This is a genomic window from Palleniella muris, from assembly GCF_004792655.1.
GTDB classification, from domain to species: Bacteria; Bacteroidota; Bacteroidia; order Bacteroidales; family Bacteroidaceae; genus Prevotella; species Prevotella muris_A.
Genome location: NZ_SRZC01000004.1, coordinates 91,626 through 106,476, shown reverse-complemented (window position 1 = coordinate 106,476; position 14,851 = coordinate 91,626). Strand labels below are relative to the sequence as shown.

Annotated in this window: 15 protein-coding genes; 10 read left to right on the top strand and 5 right to left on the bottom strand. The window is 48.3% G+C overall.

Translation table 11 applies throughout. The annotated features are described in order from the left end of the window. Positions 1–15 precede the first annotated feature (15 nt). The 9 genes from E5358_RS03650 (at position 16) to E5358_RS03610 (ending at position 9,835) form a co-directional block, all read left to right on the top strand. On the top strand, positions 16–960 hold the full coding sequence (locus E5358_RS03650; protein ID WP_135938925.1) for a ribose-phosphate pyrophosphokinase: 945 nt from the start codon (positions 16–18) through the stop codon (positions 958–960). 54 nt (positions 961–1,014) lie between these two features. After that, on the top strand, positions 1,015–2,076 hold the full coding sequence (locus E5358_RS03645) for a DUF1573 domain-containing protein (protein WP_135938924.1): 1,062 nt from the start codon (positions 1,015–1,017) through the stop codon (positions 2,074–2,076). A 65-nt stretch (positions 2,077–2,141) separates the two neighbouring features. Beyond that, a complete protein-coding gene (meaB, locus tag E5358_RS03640) occupies positions 2,142–3,239 on the top strand; it encodes a methylmalonyl Co-A mutase-associated GTPase MeaB (RefSeq protein WP_135938923.1) in 1,098 nt (365 codons plus the stop codon). Positions 3,240–3,283: 44 nt separating this feature from the next. Beyond that, positions 3,284–4,147, top strand: coding sequence for a 4-hydroxy-3-methylbut-2-enyl diphosphate reductase (locus E5358_RS03635; protein ID WP_422121058.1), 864 nt, complete (start codon positions 3,284–3,286; stop codon positions 4,145–4,147). A 40-nt stretch (positions 4,148–4,187) separates the two neighbouring features. Beyond that, on the top strand, positions 4,188–5,489 hold the full coding sequence (locus tag E5358_RS03630) for an acetylxylan esterase (protein WP_135938921.1): 1,302 nt from the start codon (positions 4,188–4,190) through the stop codon (positions 5,487–5,489). A 154-nt stretch (positions 5,490–5,643) separates the two neighbouring features. Then, a complete protein-coding gene (locus E5358_RS03625) occupies positions 5,644–5,835 on the top strand; it encodes a Sec-independent protein translocase subunit TatA/TatB (protein WP_135938920.1) in 192 nt (63 codons plus the stop codon). A gap of 1 nt (position 5,836) precedes the next feature. Next, a complete protein-coding gene (gene tatC, locus E5358_RS03620; RefSeq protein WP_135938919.1) occupies positions 5,837–6,598 on the top strand; it encodes a twin-arginine translocase subunit TatC in 762 nt (253 codons plus the stop codon). A 27-nt stretch (positions 6,599–6,625) separates the two neighbouring features. After that, positions 6,626–8,158 (top strand): 4Fe-4S binding protein, encoded by a 1,533-nt coding sequence (locus tag E5358_RS03615; RefSeq protein WP_135938918.1) that lies wholly within the window; start codon positions 6,626–6,628, stop codon positions 8,156–8,158. 252 nt (positions 8,159–8,410) lie between these two features. Further along, on the top strand, positions 8,411–9,835 hold the full coding sequence (locus E5358_RS03610) for an aldo/keto reductase (RefSeq protein ID WP_135938917.1): 1,425 nt from the start codon (positions 8,411–8,413) through the stop codon (positions 9,833–9,835). Positions 9,836–9,986: 151 nt separating this feature from the next. Here E5358_RS03610 and E5358_RS03605 read toward each other — a convergent pair whose 3' ends face one another. Together E5358_RS03605 and E5358_RS03600 are read right to left on the bottom strand one after the other, a co-directional pair. Further along, entirely contained in the window at positions 9,987–10,685 is a 699-nt protein-coding gene (locus E5358_RS03605) for an LrgB family protein (protein WP_135938916.1), read from the bottom strand. Further along, the gene (locus tag E5358_RS03600) at positions 10,666–11,043 is read right to left on the bottom strand and encodes a CidA/LrgA family protein (protein WP_135938986.1); all 378 of its coding nucleotides are present in this window, start codon (positions 11,041–11,043) and stop codon (positions 10,666–10,668) included. Before E5358_RS03600 ends, E5358_RS03605 begins: the two co-directional genes overlap by 20 nt. A 519-nt stretch (positions 11,044–11,562) precedes the next feature. Between E5358_RS03600 and E5358_RS03595 the strand changes: the two genes are divergently transcribed. Then, positions 11,563–11,997, top strand: a complete 435-nt coding sequence (locus E5358_RS03595) for a hypothetical protein (RefSeq protein ID WP_135938915.1) — start codon at positions 11,563–11,565, stop codon at positions 11,995–11,997. A 306-nt stretch (positions 11,998–12,303) separates the two neighbouring features. Here E5358_RS03595 and E5358_RS03590 read toward each other — a convergent pair whose 3' ends face one another. The 3 genes from E5358_RS03590 to mazG all read right to left on the bottom strand — a co-directional run bounded on the left by E5358_RS03590 (position 12,304) and on the right by mazG (position 14,671). Then, entirely contained in the window at positions 12,304–13,221 is a 918-nt protein-coding gene (locus tag E5358_RS03590) for a ribonuclease Z (RefSeq protein WP_135938914.1), read from the bottom strand. A 3-nt stretch (positions 13,222–13,224) separates the two neighbouring features. After that, entirely contained in the window at positions 13,225–13,809 is a 585-nt protein-coding gene (locus tag E5358_RS03585) for a lipocalin-like domain-containing protein (RefSeq protein ID WP_135938913.1), read from the bottom strand. A gap of 79 nt (positions 13,810–13,888) precedes the next feature. Beyond that, positions 13,889–14,671, bottom strand: coding sequence for a nucleoside triphosphate pyrophosphohydrolase (gene mazG / locus E5358_RS03580; RefSeq protein WP_135938912.1), 783 nt, complete (start codon positions 14,669–14,671; stop codon positions 13,889–13,891). Between the last annotated feature and the right edge of the window lie 180 nt (positions 14,672–14,851).

The following is a 14,851-nucleotide window of genomic DNA, read 5'->3' as shown; positions in this document are numbered from 1 at the left end:
GACTATACAATCAAAATGTCTGATTCAAAAAACTTTATGGTATTCTCTGGTACAGCAACCAGATACCTTGCAGAGAAGATTTGTCAGAGTCTCGGTTGTCCGCTCGGCAACTTGGTTATCACGACTTTCTCCGACGGAGAATTTGCAGTAAGCTATGAAGAGTCTATCCGTGGCCGCGACGTATTCCTTGTACAAAGCACATTCCCTTCATCCGACAACCTTATGGAGCTGCTTCTGATGATTGACGCTGCAAAACGTGCATCGGCAAAGACAATAAATGCCGTGATTCCTTATTTCGGCTGGGCTCGTCAGGACCGCAAGGACAAACCGCGCGTCTCTATCGGCGCAAAGCTCGTTGCCGACCTGCTCACAGTGGCAGGCATTGACCGTATCGTGACAATGGACCTTCATGCTGACCAGATTCAGGGATTCTTCAACTGTCCTGTGGATCACCTCTACGGTTCGGCGGTTATCCTGCCTTACATAAAGTCACTGAATCTTGAGAACCTTGTAATCGCTTCCCCTGATGTCGGCGGCGCAAAGCGTGCAAAGACTTATGCGAAATACCTTAACTGCCCGCTCGTCCTTTGCAACAAATCCCGTGCACGTGCCAATGTCATCGAGTCAATGCAGGTTATTGGTGAAGTGAAAGGCAAAGACGTCGTAATCGTTGACGACATGGTGGACACAGCAGGTACAATAACCACAGCAGCAAACATCATGATGGAAGCAGGCGCAAACAGTGTGCGCGCCACTGCAAGCCACTGTGTCATGTCAGGTCCGGCAAGCGAACGCGTACAGAACAGTGCTTTGGAGGAAATCGTATTCACGGACTCCATCCCTTACACAAAGCGCTGTGCGAAAGTCAAGCAGCTGTCTGTCGCTGACATGTTTGCAGAGACAATACGCCGTATCGTTGACAAGGAGAGCATTTCCGACCAGTACATCATACAGAACTAAAGGCGTCGTTATAACGGGACACACCGGCAAGAAACACCAAAATTCTTTGATACATTGAAACATATCATCCTATATCTCATAGCATTCTGTGCCGTCACACAAGTGATGGCACAGAAACTTAGTACCGCAACCCCAACATACGATTGCGGACAGGTCTTGTTCCGAACCCCTGTCACCACAAAATTCGTGCTGAAAAACAAGTCATCAAAGCAGGTCTCCATAAAAAAAGTGGAGACATCATGTGGATGTGCGACCGCCATTGCTTCACAAACAAAGGTTGCCGGCGGCAAGGAACTTGTTGTAGACGCTACATACGATGCCAAGCAATTGGGACATTTCCAGAAAGAGATATGGATTTATGAAGAAGGTCAGAGGATGCCTCTCGTACTTACAGTAAAAGGTGTTGTGGTGGATGAAGTGCAGGATTTCAGCGGCTCCTACCCCTACACGCTCGGCGGCATAAGCACAGACCTCAACGAAATCGAGTTTGACGATGTGAGCAAAGGCTCTCAACCGACACAGACAATGCACATACGCAACACGACAGGAAGCACCATCGAACCTGTCGTAATGCATCTTCCAGACTATCTTGAAGCGAACGTATCGCCGACAAGACTCCGCCCTAACCAAGCCGGAGAAATCACTTTCATGCTCCTGTCGTCACAACTGAGGGATATGGGACTTACACAAACATCCCTTTATCTCGGCAAGAAGCCTGGTGACAAAATCTCTGCGGACAAAGAGTTGCAAGTCTCAGCCATACTCACCCCTGCTTTCCCGACAAAGGATCAAGCTATAATCGCCAACGCTCCGCAACTCGAACTGTCGAAGACTGTCATAAAGAAAAGCGAAATGCATGGCAAACCGGAGAAGCTGAAGACTGACATCACACTGAAAAACATTGGCAAGCAGGAACTTGTCATAAGTGCCCTGCAGATGTTCACAGCAGGAATGAATGTATCACTGAGCAAGTCAAAGATAGCTCCGGGAGAGAGTGCAAAGCTGAAAATCACTGTTAACAATAATACAGTAAAGCAGCTTAAGCAGCGTCCGCGCATACTCATGATTACCAATGACCCACAACAGCCGAAGGTTATCATTGAAGTTCAGGAATAAAGAATCGTGTCTTCTGCCAAGAAGCAGAAGAAGAGAACAGAAACTTACACCTTAATTATAATATTATGGAACACCCAGAAAACGCAAGCGAATATGCAGGACTTCAAGTCAATTCCGGCATAATAAAACCGCAATCTGTCAACCCTTATCTCAAAAAGGGACGATTCAAGCGCCACGAACATACCGTAGAAGAACTTGTCAATGGCATATTGGCCGGAAACATAACGATGCTGTCACAAGCCGTGACACTTGTTGAAAGCCAGGCTCCTGACCACCAGGAGAAGGCGCAACAAGTAATCGAACGCTGCCTGCCCTATAGCGGCAAGTCGGTGCGCATCGGCATAAGCGGTGTTCCGGGAGCAGGAAAATCAACATCAATAGACAACTTCGGCTGCCACATCCTTGACACACGTGGCGGGAAACTTGCCGTCCTTGCCATTGACCCGTCATCGGAACGCTCCCAAGGCTCTATCCTCGGCGACAAGACACGCATGGAGAAACTCACACAACGTGAGGACGCTTTCATCCGTCCAAGCCCTTCGGCAGGCTCTCTTGGCGGTGTGGCACGCAAGACACGCGAGACTATTGTGCTGTGTGAGGCAGCCGGCTTCAACACAATCTTCATCGAAACCGTTGGCGTAGGACAGAGCGAGACAGCCTGCCACTCCATGGTGGACTTCTTCCTACTGCTCCAAGTGACCGGAACAGGTGACGAGCTCCAGGGCATAAAGCGTGGCATCATGGAAATGGCTGACGGCATTGCTATCAACAAATGTGACGGTGACAATGTCGACCGTTGCCACATGGCTGCCACAAACTACAGGAACGCCCTCCATTTCTTCCCACAGCCGGAGTCAGGATGGACACCGCAAGTGCTCTGCTACAGCGGCTTCTACGGCAATGGAGTAAAGGAAGTGTGGGACATGGTGTTCGAATATATTGACTTTGTCAAGAACAACGGTTATTTCGACTACCGCCGTGCAAAGCAGGCACGCTATTGGATGTACGAGACAATCGACGAGTATCTCCGCCGCTCCTTCTACCAGAATCCTGAGATAAAAGCACTGAAACAGCTTGCGGAGGATGCCGTGCTGACACAGAAAAAGACATCGTTCACAGCTGCACACGACTTGCTTGACACATATTTCAACTCTTTGAAATAACATCCAGTCCACCATTTGCCCGAGATTTTGCACTTTACCAACAAATCATGAACATAGAGATTGACAACGGAAGCGGCTTCTGCTTCGGTGTGACAACTGCCATCCGGAAAGCCGAAGAGAAACTGGCAGAGGGCACAAAGCTCTACTGCCTGGGCGACATTGTGCATAATGGCACGGAATGCGACAGGCTGCGGGAGAAGGGACTGGTAACCATAGGGCATGACGAACTGCAAGAACTGCATAACGCCCGGGTGCTGCTCCGTGCACATGGCGAACCGCCACGCACCTACAGCATTGCAGAAAAGAACAATGTGGAGATAATCGACGCCACCTGCCCCGTGGTGCTTGCCCTGCAAAGGCGCATACGCCGGCAGCATGAAGAGAACCCAAACGCCCAGATTGTCATCTTCGGAAAGAACGGACATGCCGAGGTTCTCGGGCTTGTCGGGCAGACCGACGGCAAGGCTATCGTCATAGAGCATTACGAGCAGTTGCAGGATTCTGCCATAGACTTTAACCGCGACATTTTCCTATACTCACAAACGACGAAATCACTTGAGGAATACCGACGCATAATCGAATACTGCCGGCAGCATATAGCAAACGGATGCACATTCAAAAGTTTTGACACAATCTGCCGGCAGGTGGCAAACCGTATGGACAACATACGCGAATTTGCCAAGAAACACGGGCTTGTGCTCTTCGTATCCGGCAGGAAAAGCAGCAATGGAAAGGTTCTCTACAACGAATGCCTGAAAGTGAATCCGAACACATTCCTCATCGAAGGTCCTGACGAGATACAGGACAAATGGCTTGAAAATGTATCTTCCGTAGGCGTCTGCGGTGCGACAAGCACACCGAAATGGCTTATGGAGCAGTGTGCGGAAGAGATAAAGAAAAGAGCATAAGACACAATATCCAACACTAACCGAAACTATTTATAACACAATGAGAAAACTTATCCTTGCACTCCTGTTGATAGCGTGCACATTAAACATTGCCGCAGAAAACTATCCTTACCGCTCTGACTACCTTTGGGTGACAGTGCCCAACCATGCAGACTGGCTGTATGAATGTGGAGAGAACGCCACAATAGAAGTGCAGTTCTATAAATATGGCATACCACGTGACGGGCAAATCAGCTGGAAACTGTCCAATGACATGCTCCAAACTGACAAGCAAGGCACGGCAACTCTGAAGAACGGACGCTGCAACATTAACATCGGCTCACGCAAGATACCGGGATTCCGCGACCTTAACCTTGCCGTCAACATTGACGGAACGACTTATGTACACCATATAAAGGTGGGGTTCTCTGTCAACAAAATCACACCTTACACAAAAGAGCCTTCTGATTTCGTGTCATTTTGGGATGCACAGAAAAAGTCACTCAAACAAACTCTCTCCTATACTCGTGAGCGTGCAGAGGAATATTGCACAGACAAAATCCTTTGTGACCTCATAAAACTCAAGGTCGACAACAAGCACAGCGTTTATGCCTACCTGACATATCCACGCAACATGAAACAAGGCAACCACCCGATATGCATCTGCCCTCCGGGAGCCGGTATAAAGACAATCAAGGAACCACTACGCCACAAATACTATGCAGAGAACGGTTTCCTACGCCTTGAAATGGAAATCCATGGCATAGACCCACGAACTCCGGAGAAGACCTTCAGGGAAATACAGTCCGCTTTCCAGACTGACGGCAACAATTACCTTGACAACGGACTCGACAACCGCGACAATTACTACATGCGCCATGTCTATCTCGCACTCATCCGTGCAACAGACTTCATGACATCCCTGCCTGAATGGGACGGCAAGAATGTCGCTTTCCAGGGCGGAAGCCAAGGAGGTGCACTGGCAATGGTGGCAGCGGGCATCGACAACCGTGTGACACAGTGTGTGGCAAACCACCCTGCCCTCTCCGATATGGCAGGATATGCGGAAGAGGGACGCACCGGTGGTTATCCGCATTTCAAAAAAGCAAAAGGAATGTTGACACCGGAAAAGATAAAAGTCATGGCATATTACGATGTCGTGAACTTTGCTCGCCACATCACTTGCCCTACTTATATGACATGGGGGTATAACGATAACACCTGCCCTCCTACCACATCATACGCCGTATATAATGTGCTAAAATGCGAGAAAGAGGCACTCATCACTCCTGTCAATGAGCATTGGACATCGGATGCCACAGAATACGGACACATGAAATGGATACAGAGACATCTGAAATAAGCCACTTACAAAAACAAAAACATAGCAAATGCCATTAACATAATAACGGTAATAATTACCCATATTGCTGATTTATTTGGTGATATGGGTATTTTTTTGTAAATTTGCAACATATTCTGACAAACGAAACATAAACCCAAAGAAACTTAACATCATGATTGGAACACAAGAAATCATACTCATTTGCATCGTGATACTGCTGTTTTTCGGTGGTAAGAAGATTCCGGAGATGATGCGCGGACTCGGAAAAGGAGTGCGCAGCTTCAAAGACGGCGTGAACGGAATAGAGGAACCGCAACCCGGCAAAAAAGAAGACGCAGAGACAAAGGCAAACAGTGGGAAATGAAATGAGCAAGCAAGACCTTCCCGCTGACAACCTATCGTTTTGGGAACATCTTGATGCACTGCGGTCATGCCTGATAAAGATTGTCGCAGCGGTAACGATAAGCGGTGTCATGGCTTTCTTCATGAAAGACCAACTGTTCGGAATTGTACTCGCACCGTCACATGGGGACTTCCTCACTTACAGACTTCTCGGTGCAGAACCTTTCACCCTGCATCTCATAAACACAGGACTGACAGAGCAATTCATGATACACCTGAAAGTGGCAGCTATCGCCGGAATAGCCGTAGCGTCACCTTATATAATATATGTGTTGTTCCGCTTCATCTCGCCGGCACTCTATGCCAACGAGCGCAAAGCATCTGTAAAGGCTGTGTTGTCAGGCTATGTCATGTTCATCATAGGCATGGCGGTCAACTATTTCCTGATTTTCCCACTCACAGTAAGGTTTCTCGGGACATACCAGGTCAGCACCGACATTGACAACATGCTCACTGTCAGCTCCTACATCGACACATTCATGATGATGACACTGACTTTTGGCATCATGTTCGAACTACCTGTGGTGTGCTGGGTGCTTGCCGTAATGGGACTGCTGCGTCCGGAATGGATGCGCCATTTCCGACGCCATGCCATTGTGGCAATACTGATTGTGGCGGCAGCCATAACCCCTACTTCCGACATCTTCACCCTAACGATCGTCAGTCTGCCGATATGTCTGCTCTATGAAGCAAGCATTTTCATCGTAAGCATGACAAAATCATAAACAAAGAAACCCGAAACATAAACTTTTATGCTTAGAAAAACAAGAATAACACTTGCCACCGTGATGTTCATTGGCATCACACTGCTGTTCCTTGACTTTACAGGAACGCTCCATTCGTGGCTCGGCTGGATGGCGAAAATACAGTTCTGGCCGGCATTCTACGCACTGAACATCGGCGTTGTCATCGGAATAATAGCCCTGACATTGGTGTTCGGACGCATCTACTGCTCCGTGATATGCCCGCTTGGCATCCTTCAGGACATCATCTCCAAAGGCAGAAGCAAAATGAAGCGCAACCGCTTCAGCTACTCACCGGAGAAGAAAATCCTGCGCTATGCCATGCTGATCGTCTTCATTGCGTCCGCCTTAGCAGGCATTAACATCATCGTCTCCCTCCTCGCCCCTTACAGCAGCTATGGCAGAATGGCAGCTTCCCTGCTCCTTCCCGTATGGCAATGGGGCAATAACCTCCTTGCCATGGCAGCCGAACACTATGACAGCTACGCTTTCTACTCTACGGAAGTGTGGATGCGCAGCACTGTCACTGTCGGAATTGCAGTGGCAACACTCCTTATTATAATAGTCTTGGCAGCACGCGGAGGCAGAACTTACTGCAACACAATATGCCCTGTGGGAACAATACTGAGCCTGTTTGCACGACATTCATACATGAAAGTGCATTTCAACAGTGACAAATGCGTAAACTGCGGACTGTGCGCACGCAACTGCAAAGCGGCATGCATTGATTTCAAGAACCATGAAATAGACTACAGCCGATGCGTTACATGCGGCGACTGCATAGACAAATGCAAGCATGACGCACTGACTTTCGGACATAAAGCTGCACAAAAGACAAAGGCAGCAGGCACCGCAGGACAGCCTGACACTAACAAAAAGAGCAAGGAAAAAGAAACTGTGGACACCTCAAGACGCTCATTCCTCCTCGCTTCCGCCATGGCAACGACAGCGGCGGCGACAGCATCGGCACAGGCAAAGCTCGACGGCGGACTGGCAGAGATAGAGGACAAAGAGGCTCCGAAACGTGAGACACCGCTATCACCTCCCGGCTCTCTCTCGGCGCAACACATGGCACAGCACTGCACATCCTGCCAACTGTGCATCTCGGCATGCCCGAACGGTGTGCTCCGCCCTTCTACAAACCTGTCCACACTGATGCAGCCGACCATGAGCTACGAGCGCGGTTACTGCCGTCCGGAATGCACACGATGCAGTGACCTCTGCCCTACCGGCGCAATAACAAAGATTGGAAAAGACCTGAAATCCTCCATACAGATAGGTCATGCCGTATGGATTCGCAAGAACTGCCTGCCTGTCAGCGAAGGCGTAGACTGCGGAAACTGCGCACGCCACTGTCCGACAGGGGCGATAACAATGGTGCCGCTCAACCCGGAGGATGACCCTGACGACAAGAACACGCTGAAAATCCCTGCTGTCAACACGGCTGTCTGCATCGGATGCGGCGCTTGCGAGAACCTCTGTCCTGTACGACCTCTGTCTGCTATCTATGTCGAAGGACACGAGGTACATAGGGAAATATAAACGTGAACAAATTCAGCAGAAAGAAAACCAAATACAAAGATAGAACCGCATTAGCGTTGGCAGTACGGTAGCTTTATCTTTCATCAGACAAGATTCCCCTATGCTTCGGAACCGCATTAGCGGTGAAAAGACGGAAACTCCACCTTTCACAAAACAATATGCAACTGTGCTTCAGAACCGCGTTAGCGGTTTGCCAACAAAAATCCTTTATCTGCTGAGCAGGATTAAAAACAATCAAAAACATACTTCAAAATGAAGAAAACCATAAACCGACGTGATTTCTTAAAGATATTCTCCGGCACGGCAATAGCCTCATCATCACTGCTGGCTGCCTGCAAGGGCAAGAACGACAGCGCAACAGAGGCAAAAACGTCAGACAAGAGCATGGTGCCACGCGGAGAAATGACAATGAGGACTAACCCAAACAATGGGGACAAGGTCTCAATCCTTGGCTATGGCATGATGCGCCTGCCACTCGTCGACGGCGCAAAACTCAAGGACAACAGCGATGCAGACATTGACCAGGAGATGGTCAACCGTCAGATAGACTACGCTCTCGAACACGGTATCAATTATTTCGACACATCACCTGTCTATTGCCAGGGACGTTCCGAAGCTGCTACCGGCATCGCACTGAAGCGACACAAGCGCGATAAATACTTCATTGCCACGAAGTTGTCCAATTTTTCCCCTGAGACATGGCCCCGCGAGGCTTCCATAAAGATGTTTGAAGACTCACTGAAAAACCTTCAGACGGACTATATTGACTATCTCCTGCTTCATGCAATCGGTGGAGGCGACGACTCGCTTGCCACATTCAATAGCCGTTATATGGACAACGGCATACTCGATTGGCTGGTGGAACAGAAGAAAAAAGGACGCATCCGCAATCTCGGATTCTCCTACCATGGCGACGTGAAAATCTACGATATGCTCCTGAAATGGCACGACGAGGGCAAGTACCACTGGGATTTCGTGCAGATAGAGCTGAACTATCTCGACTGGAGCTATGCCGATGAGATAAACCCACGCAACACCGATGCATCCTATCTCTATGAAGAGCTGAAGAAACGCAACATCCCTGCCGTCATCATGGAGCCGCTTCTCGGAGGCAGACTTGCAAACATCCCGACATACATAGCAAAGAAACTCAAGCAAAGACGCCCGGAAGACAGCGTCGCAAGCTGGGCTTTCCGCTATGCCGGCACACCGGAAGGGGTGCTCACTGTGCTCAGTGGCATGACTTACATGGAGCATCTCAAGGAGAATGTCGCGACATATTCACCACTTGAGCCTATCAGCAAAGAGGAGGACAAGCTGCTTATGTCCATTGCTGACGAGATTTACAACCTCAAAACCATACCATGCAACGAATGCAACTACTGCATGCCGTGCCCTTACGGTCTGAACATCCCGGCGATTTTCAGCCATTTCAACAAGTGCATCAATGACGGCATTATGCCAAACCGTGGCGAGAAAGACCCGGAATATGCCAAGCACCGCCGTGCCTACCTCATCGGTTACGACCGCAGCGTGCCGAAACTCCGCCAGGCAGACCATTGCGTTGGCTGCAAGGAGTGCAACGAGCATTGCCCGCAGCGCATCAACATCCCTGCCGAAATGCGACGCATAGACCGGTTTACAGAGGAAGTGCGCCGCTATTCCGACAAACTATGACAGGTGGATTCATACTCCATATAAGTATTGCTCGAAGAAAACAAAGAATCAAAAGAATAGCTTCATACAGCGGGTGACGCATTTATAGCGAAGCAATTTCTTTTGGTTCTTTGTTTTCTTCGAGCAATTTATTTATCACAAATACAGTTTTTCAGCAATAGCCAAGCAACGGAAGGATAAACGGAGAAAGCAATGCTGTCAGCAAACCGTTAAGTGTCAGTCCCAAAGAAGAGTACGCCCCATAGCGCATTCCCCTGCGCTCAAAAGCGGCAGCAGTGCCAACAGCATGGGAAGCAGTGCCTATTGACAGCCCTCCGGCAATAGGGCTCTTGATACGGTTCATGCGCACCATGGAGAATCCTGCCATACTTCCAAAGATTCCTGTGCACACAACAACGGCAGCTGTCAATGCCGGTATGCCGCCAATGGTCTGCGAAACCTCCATGGCAATCGGTGTAGTGACAGCCTTCGGAGCGAGGGAAAGGACAACTTCCGGTGTCGCCTGCAGCACGCGAGCCACCAAAACCACAGACACAAGACCTGCCACACAACCTGCCAGCTCTGCCAGCAACAGCGGCAGCAGCTGCTTGCGAATGGATTCCAGCTGACGATAGAGCGGCACACCGAGCGCGACAACAGCAGGCTTCAGCCAAAAATCAATGTACGAACCGCCCTCTGCATAGCAGTCATAGTCTATACCCGTAAGCAACAAGAACAAAACGATGACTATGATGGAGACAAGAATCGGGTTGAGCAATGCCACCCCTGTGCGCCTCCTTATCCACTGTGCTCCGATGAATGCGGCGAAAGTCAGTGCCAAAAGGAAATATTTATTTTGAAGAAACTCCATGACCATGAATGGATATGTGTGAGAAATAGCGGCGCACAAGCTGATGCACCCAGCCTGTGACGGCAATAATGACAAACGTGCTGACCACGGTAGCACCAACGATAGGCAGCCACTGGTCACGGATAATGCCCATGCAGCGCATCACACCGACACCTGCCGGAACGAAAAAGAAACCAAGATTGCGAACCAAAAAATCCGCAACGCCCTCAACATGGCGCAGCTTCACAATCCTCAGACGCAAAGCAGCAGCTAACAGCAGCATACCGATAATGGAAGATGGAACCGGCACTCCGGTTGTCCATACAATGAGTTCGCCAACAGCAAGGAAGGCAAACAGTACCGCACATTGTGTAATCATCACTAATAATCTATATTTTGTTCCTGAAATAATGTCTGTATGGGCGTCTGCCACCCCAAGGATTGCAGGCAACGCAACAAACAGTCTGCAAAGGTAATGATTTTCTGCCATACAACACAATTTGTAAAAACATTTAACACTGCAAGGCCGAATATACCACAAAAACAGACTATGCCACCCCACCACTGCTACACACTGAAAAACCGATGGTGACCTTTCGTGTTGTGAAAGGTTACCATCGGCATCATAAAGCATAACCTTTCGCACGGTAAAAGGTAACCTTTTGTCATGTCCAGATTTGACCTCAACAGGCAAATACGCAACAATTCAATTATAAACTTGATTATCAGGAATATACATTCGTATATTGCAAACATTGTGTTTCTTATGGATCAGTGCAAATCATTTTGATTTTTTTTGAGTGACGAAGTCAGGAAAAAGATTGTTGCCGGAATAGTTACAAATGCGAATCAGCAGTTGGCAAGCTGATTCGCATTATTAATTAAAAGCAATCAGTCTATGAAAATCAATTTATTTGCAAAAACTATCTTGCTTCTTCTGAGTCTCGTATTAGCAGGATGCTCTGCCGAAGAAAGAACGGAAAATACGGTTTTCGATCCGGTAAAAATAGTCCGTAAGGTCATTGCCAATACCTCTCAACATGAGATTGCAAACGGAGACCTTCCCGTATGGCTTTCGGAATTTATCGACGGTCTGGGATCACTTGACGATATGAGAGAGGTGGCAGCAATTAAAGGCAACTGGAAAGGAGAGGATGTATATTATGTGTACGACTACTATTCCTCGTGTTTAGCATGCTCTACCTTTAATTCAGAAGGTGAAAAAATCGATTGGTCGAAAATCGATTTCGAGAATTTTTGGGAATCGGCAACAGGCTGGAAATGTATCTATTTGCACAAAAGTAATATTCATAGTATATTTGATGACATATAGTATCTCTATAAATTAACGTCACCGAAAGTAATTATCAGTTAATTTCGGTGACGTTGCTGTTTCTACATACGCATACCACCCCATTGCGTTGTGGTTCTGACCTCGCTTCATCGCACGGAGGCGTTTCAGTGCCTCCTGAGCAGATACATCAAACTGCCATGGTTATGCGACATACCCCCCATTTATACCCTCATAAAATTTGGAATCGCTTGTTTAATGCTGTATCTTTGCACCGGATTTCCTGATGGTGCTGATGCACCACTTATAAAATATGTGGTGAGAGAAGGAACTTCTGAGCTACCGCTTCTATACAGTTATCACCTGCAGTTCATTTGTCAGATGTGAGTTTTCAAAAACCTTCCGCGCCTCTTCCAGCAATGCCGACTCCTCACGCTCATAACGCGCACTGTAATGTCCCAAGAACAGTCTGCCGACATTCGCATCACGGGCAACCATAGCAGCCTGGCGGGCGGTGGAATGGCAGTATTTCTCAGCATTCTCAATCATATCCTCGGAATACGTCGCCTCATGGTAGAGGACATCTGCATCGGAAACTATCTTGCTGAGTGCCGGAAGATACTTTGTATCAGAGCAATAAGCATACGACCGCGGCTTGTCGGAAGGAGTGACAAGGCGTGCATTCTCTATTACGGAGCCGTCCTCCGTAGTCCAATCCGCACCGGCTTTTATGTTATTAATCTGCGAGACAGGGATTTTGTAGAAGTCAATCATGTCACGCCGTATGTGCGGTAATCCCGGTTTCTCGCGGAAAAGAAAGCCGGAGCATGGCACACGGTGGCATAACGGTATGGATTCAACGGTAAGGCTCCGGTCTTCGTATATCACCTGATGCTTTTTAGTGTCAACAGCGTGGAAGACAAGGTCATAGCCCAAGTCATTGCAGAAAAGCCTTTTCTGCATCATCAGATACTCTTCCATGGCGGCAGGAGCATAGATGTGCAGCGGTGCAGTCCTGCCAAGAAGCCCGAAAGTGGAGACCATTCCTATCAGTCCGAAACAATGGTCACCATGCATGTGGGAGATGAAGACTGCCTGTATTTTTGTGAATGCCACACGCGTCTTCCTCAGCTGCAACTGAGTGCCCTCGGCACAATCGACCATGAACATCTTTCCCCTGACCTCCACTATCTGTGAAGAGGGGAAATGCTGCAGTGTCGGTGTCGCCGAACCGCAGCCTAAAATATGTATCTTAAAAGGTTCCAAGGCTTATTTCTTCTGTTTTGGCATGACTTTTTTCTGCCGCTTATAAACAAAAATCCCTTTGCTGCTCTCCAATTCCAATGAGTCCGCGCCAAGCGTCACGACATCAAAAGAGTCGCGCCCCATAAGAAGGCGGCCGTTATGTATTTTCCACGCTGTATATGGGTTTGCCTCACTCTGCATTGTTGAAAGTACTTCTCCTCCGTCAACTATCTCAAAATTACGGTCAAGACCAGTCCATTTGCCTTCAAGAGTGGTAAGGTTCAAAACAACGGAAGCACTTTTCTCACCGTCCAGTTCTGTAACAATGACAGCCAGTTTGTCTCCGCTGAGCAAGCCTCCCTTCACGGTTTCTCCTTCTGATTCTTCTGTATCGAGCAGCAGATTCAGCGTGTCGCCGTCATTGGTTACCAATTCAAGGTTGTGCATCGTCGTACCCTCACCGCAGACTCCATAAACAGTAGTGTCCTGCTCTTCCACACAAACGCTGTCAGCAGCAGCCTCCGACGAACTTGTCTTTTTATCATTGCATGCTGTTGTCAAAAGACCGGAAACCAGCAGTGCCACAAACAGATATGTCAGTTTTTTCATGATTATAAAGATGTTGTAATATTAATAATGTCCAATAACGCCAAATCCATGCGTGAAGCGACAAGTATGGCAAAGTCGTTTATTCCGATGCCTTTGCCTCTTCCCAAAGTTCATCCATTTCTTCAAGTGTCATGTCCTTCAGTTCCTTGCCTGCCTCCTTCGCCTTCGCCTCCACGTAATTGAAACGGTGCGTGAATTTCCGGTTTGTCTTCTCAAGGGCAGTGTCCGGATTAAGGTGATAAAGTCGCGCAGCATTGACGACAGCGAAGATGAAGTCCCCCAACTCATTGAGTGCCTTTTCATTATCGCCAGACTCCAATTCCGCCTTCAATTCTCCTATTTCCTCATAGACCTTGTCCCAGACTTGCTCACGCTCCTCCCAATCGAAACCGACATTGCGTGCCTTGTCCTGTATGCGGTAAGCCTTTATCAGTGAAGGCAGAGAAGCCGGAACACCCGAAAGGACGGTCTTGTTTCCACCGTTTTCCTTCTGCTTGACACGCTCCCACAACTTGCTGACATCGTCACTTGTCTCCGCCTGCTGTCCGCCATAAATGTGGGGATGGCGAAAAATCAGCTTGTCAGCCTCCTTGTTGCAGACATCGGCAATGTCGAAATCCCCCTTCTCACTGCCAAGCATGCTATAAAAGACAATGTGTTCCATCACATCGCCAAGTTCCTTTACAATCTCTTTCTTGTCATCGTTCATCAAAGCGTCGCAAAGCTCATAAGCCTCCTCTATGGTATGAGGGCGCAATGATTCGTTGGTCTGCTTCCTGTCCCATGGGCATTTTTCCCGAAGGGTTTCCTGCACATCAAGCAACCTTCCGAACGCCTCAAGTTTTTCCTCACGTGTATGCATATCTTAATTTATATATTATTGTTATTTCTATACGTTAACCACTGACAGTTTTCATGTGTGCCATACTTCTCACCCAACCACTTTTCCAATAAAGCAACAAATGGCATTTACCGTTGCCGGTAATACGATATGTACCCCTTCCGCACACGGTGTGTCAGTAAGCACGATACAAAAGTACAC

Coding starts and splice junctions, on each gene's coding strand:
- E5358_RS03650 (WP_135938925.1), top strand. CDS start 16: ATGTCTGATTCAAAAAACTTTATGGTATTCTCTGGTACAGCAACCAGA.
- meaB (WP_135938923.1), top strand. CDS start 2,142: ATGGAACACCCAGAAAACGCAAGCGAATATGCAGGACTTCAAGTCAAT.
- E5358_RS03630 (WP_135938921.1), top strand. CDS start 4,188: ATGAGAAAACTTATCCTTGCACTCCTGTTGATAGCGTGCACATTAAAC.
- E5358_RS03625 (WP_135938920.1), top strand. CDS start 5,644: ATGATTGGAACACAAGAAATCATACTCATTTGCATCGTGATACTGCTG.
- tatC (WP_135938919.1), top strand. CDS start 5,837: ATGAGCAAGCAAGACCTTCCCGCTGACAACCTATCGTTTTGGGAACAT.
- E5358_RS03615 (WP_135938918.1), top strand. CDS start 6,626: ATGCTTAGAAAAACAAGAATAACACTTGCCACCGTGATGTTCATTGGC.
- E5358_RS03610 (WP_135938917.1), top strand. CDS start 8,411: ATGAAGAAAACCATAAACCGACGTGATTTCTTAAAGATATTCTCCGGC.
- E5358_RS03605 (WP_135938916.1), bottom strand. CDS start 10,685: ATGGAGTTTCTTCAAAATAAATATTTCCTTTTGGCACTGACTTTCGCC.
- E5358_RS03600 (WP_135938986.1), bottom strand. CDS start 11,043: ATGATTACACAATGTGCGGTACTGTTTGCCTTCCTTGCTGTTGGCGAA.
- E5358_RS03595 (WP_135938915.1), top strand. CDS start 11,563: ATGAAAATCAATTTATTTGCAAAAACTATCTTGCTTCTTCTGAGTCTC.
- E5358_RS03585 (WP_135938913.1), bottom strand. CDS start 13,809: ATGAAAAAACTGACATATCTGTTTGTGGCACTGCTGGTTTCCGGTCTT.
- mazG (WP_135938912.1), bottom strand. CDS start 14,671: ATGCATACACGTGAGGAAAAACTTGAGGCGTTCGGAAGGTTGCTTGAT.